The sequence below is a fragment of the Bradyrhizobium sp. genome, assembly GCF_035570375.1.
GTDB lineage: Bacteria > Pseudomonadota > Alphaproteobacteria > Rhizobiales > Xanthobacteraceae > Bradyrhizobium.
Window position 1 is genome coordinate 1 of record NZ_DATMLW010000165.1, and the last position, 2,813, is coordinate 2,813.

Annotated in this window: 3 protein-coding genes and 1 pseudogene; all 4 read left to right on the forward strand. The window is 61.5% G+C overall.

The annotated features are described in order from the left end of the window. A pseudogene (locus VNX23_RS18170) lies at positions 1-514 on the forward strand (polysaccharide deacetylase); the annotation flags it as partial. Between the two features lie 55 nt (positions 515-569). Then, positions 570-1,463, forward strand: a complete 894-nt coding sequence (locus tag VNX23_RS18175; protein WP_325632249.1) for a polysaccharide deacetylase family protein — start codon at positions 570-572, stop codon at positions 1,461-1,463. Positions 1,464-1,468: 5 nt separating this feature from the next. Next, the gene (locus VNX23_RS18180) at positions 1,469-2,266 is read left to right on the forward strand and encodes an SDR family oxidoreductase (protein WP_325632251.1); all 798 of its coding nucleotides are present in this window, start codon (positions 1,469-1,471) and stop codon (positions 2,264-2,266) included. 127 nt (positions 2,267-2,393) lie between these two features. Then, entirely contained in the window at positions 2,394-2,558 is a 165-nt protein-coding gene (locus tag VNX23_RS18185) for a hypothetical protein (RefSeq protein ID WP_325632252.1), read from the forward strand. The last annotated feature ends 255 nt before the right edge of the window (positions 2,559-2,813 follow it).

Below are 2,813 nucleotides of genomic sequence, written 5' to 3' on the forward strand. Positions count from 1 at the left end.
CATCATTCATATCGGCATGTCCGAGGACGAGGAGCGGCAGTACATCCGCGCCTCGATCGAGGCAGTCGAAAACGCCACCGGGAAGCGTCCGATCGGCTGGTCCGGCCCCGACTTCCAGGAGACACCGAACACCCCCAACCTTCTCGCGGCCGAAGGCATCCGCTACCTATGCGATTGGGGCAACGACGAGCAGCCCTACAAGATGACTCCAAAGACCGGGGAGCTCTACTCGCTCGGTGTCCATGCCTATCTCGACGACAATTACATCCACCTGCACGGCCGCCGCACCATCAACGAGGTCAATCTGTTGTGGCGCGAGTGGTTCGACGGGCTGTACGCCGACGGCGCCACCACCGGACGCCTGATGGTGCTCCATCTGCATCCATGGATCATGGGCCAGCCGTGGCGCATCCGGCACCTCGACGAAGTGCTCGCCCACATTTGCGCCCATGCAGGCGTGTGGAAGGCCACCGGCGGTGAGATCGTCGACTGGTTCAAGACGCAAGCAGGATAGCCATCTCAGGCTTCGTCGTCGAATTAACCGCCTTCAGGCGAATGGAGAGGACAGCATGGCTCTCGCACCCGGCCGGTTCGACTACGCACCGATTACCGAACGGCCCATCATCAGATGGCCCGGCAACGCGCGCGTCGCGTTCTGGGTCGCGCCGAATATGGAGTTCTTCGAGTACCTGCCGGAAAATCGGCCGACACAGCCGGACATTCCGCACTACTCGCGCATGGACTATGGCAATCGCATCGGCTTCTGGCGCATGCTCGATGTGCTGAACAAGCACAAGGTTCGCGCCTGCTGCTGTCTCAATCTCGAGCTGCTGGATCATTTTCCTGAAATCAAGGACGCGATGATCGCTGCCGACTGGGATTACATGGCGCACGGGCTCTACAACAGTCGGCCGATCTACGATTACACCGAGGAGCAGGAGCGGGCGTACTGGCAGGATTTCATCATGCATTTGAAGGAGATGACCGGCAAGCGCCTAAAAGGGCGGCTCGGCGGCGGTGCGGGCTATACGGTCAGGACAGACGATTTGATGGCTGAGGCCGGCTGCTTCTATCACACGTCATGGATTATCGACGATCAGCCCTGGCCGATCAATGTACGGGGCGGCCAGAAATTCATCTATGTTCCTTATACCGGCCAAACCAATGACGCGGGCATATTGGCCTGGAATCGAGAAGCGGACTACTTCCTGCAGATGATCAAGGACCAGTTCGACACGCTCTACCGAGAAGGTGCGGAAAACGGGCGTGTCATGTGTCTGTCTCTGCATCCGCACAATATCGGGCGCCCCAATGCCGCGAAGCATCTCGACGAGGCGCTGCGCTATATTCTCGGCCACGACGGCGTCTGGAACACGACCGCCGACGACATAGCCGAATATTACATCGCCAACTACTATGACCAGGTGTCGTCGTGGATTGCTGAACATAAGTCACAGGCATAAGCCCGATGGATTTGAAGCTGGCAGGCAAGGTCGCACTGATCACCGGCTCGAGCCGCGGCATCGGCCTGGCGACTGCCAAAGCGTTTGCTGCCGAGGGCTGCCGGTTGATGCTCTCGGCGCGTTCAGCCGAGCAGTTGGCCGAAGCGGAGGCGGCATTACGCGCGAACGGCGCGGACGTCGCCGCCCACGCGGCCGATGTCGGCAAGCCCGATGAAGCGGCAGGGCTGGTCCAGGCCGCCGTCGCGACCTTTGGTGGGATGGACGTCCTGGTCAACAACGTCGGCGGTGGCAGCGGAGGAGCGCGCATCGCCGATAGCACCGATGATGATTGGCGCGGCGCCATCGAACGCAATCTGATCCAGACCGTGCGGATGATGCGGCTGGCGCTCCCGCATATGAAGAGCCGCACGGGTGCTTCGGTTATCAATGTGGCGTCGATTTCCGGCTGGTCGCCCCAGCTCGCAATGTCAGGGCAGTACGGCGCGGCAAAGGCGGCGCTGATTTTCGATACCGAGCGTTGGGCACTGGAATTTGTCCCGCACGGCATCCGGGTGAACACGGTGTCGCCAGGCTCAATTCTCGTCGCGGGCAATGGCTGGGATCGCTACCGTCTCGCCAACCAGGAATATTTCCACGACTATGTCCGCCACGGTTTTCCGATGGGCCGTCTCGGCACCGCCGAGGAGGTGGCCGATGTCATCGCTTTCCTGGCGTCCCCGCGCGCCCACTGGATCAACGGCCGAAACATACCGGTCGATGGGCTGGAACAACCGCACGCGCCCCTGGATCGGCGGCCATTTTAGAATTTGGCGAGGTATGAGCAGCGGGTTCCGCCGCGAGCCGGTCAGGGTGCGGTAGGCTCCGCGGGAGAGGGGCCATAAATTTCGCGACGACCATACGCCGTCGTGCTCCAGAGAGACTGTAGGACCCATGCGCGAAATCTTACCCGTTCCATCCCCGGGGCTCGATCTCCACCACCATTACGGCCATCACCAATCGGCGGCGATCCGCGCCGGCGGATTGATCTTTTGCTCTGGCATGGTGGCGGTTAATCCCGAGACCGGTGAGCGCGAGCAGATCATGGCGTGGACCTGAACGAGACGATCCAGCGACGAACCCGCGGATTCCAGCAGCACCTTGAGATTCTCGAAGATCCGCCTCGCCTCGCTGGTGAGGGTGCCGGGGGCTTATGGGACGAGTTGGAGCGCGACCCCACCTGCCGCTGCGTCATTTTGACGGTGCCGGTCAGCGCACCTTCACCGTCGGCGCCGATATCAGTGACGATCTGTCGGCCGGTCCGGAAGTGGCGCGCGTGGTGAATCACGCCTTGCTGGAAAACGACGCCTATTC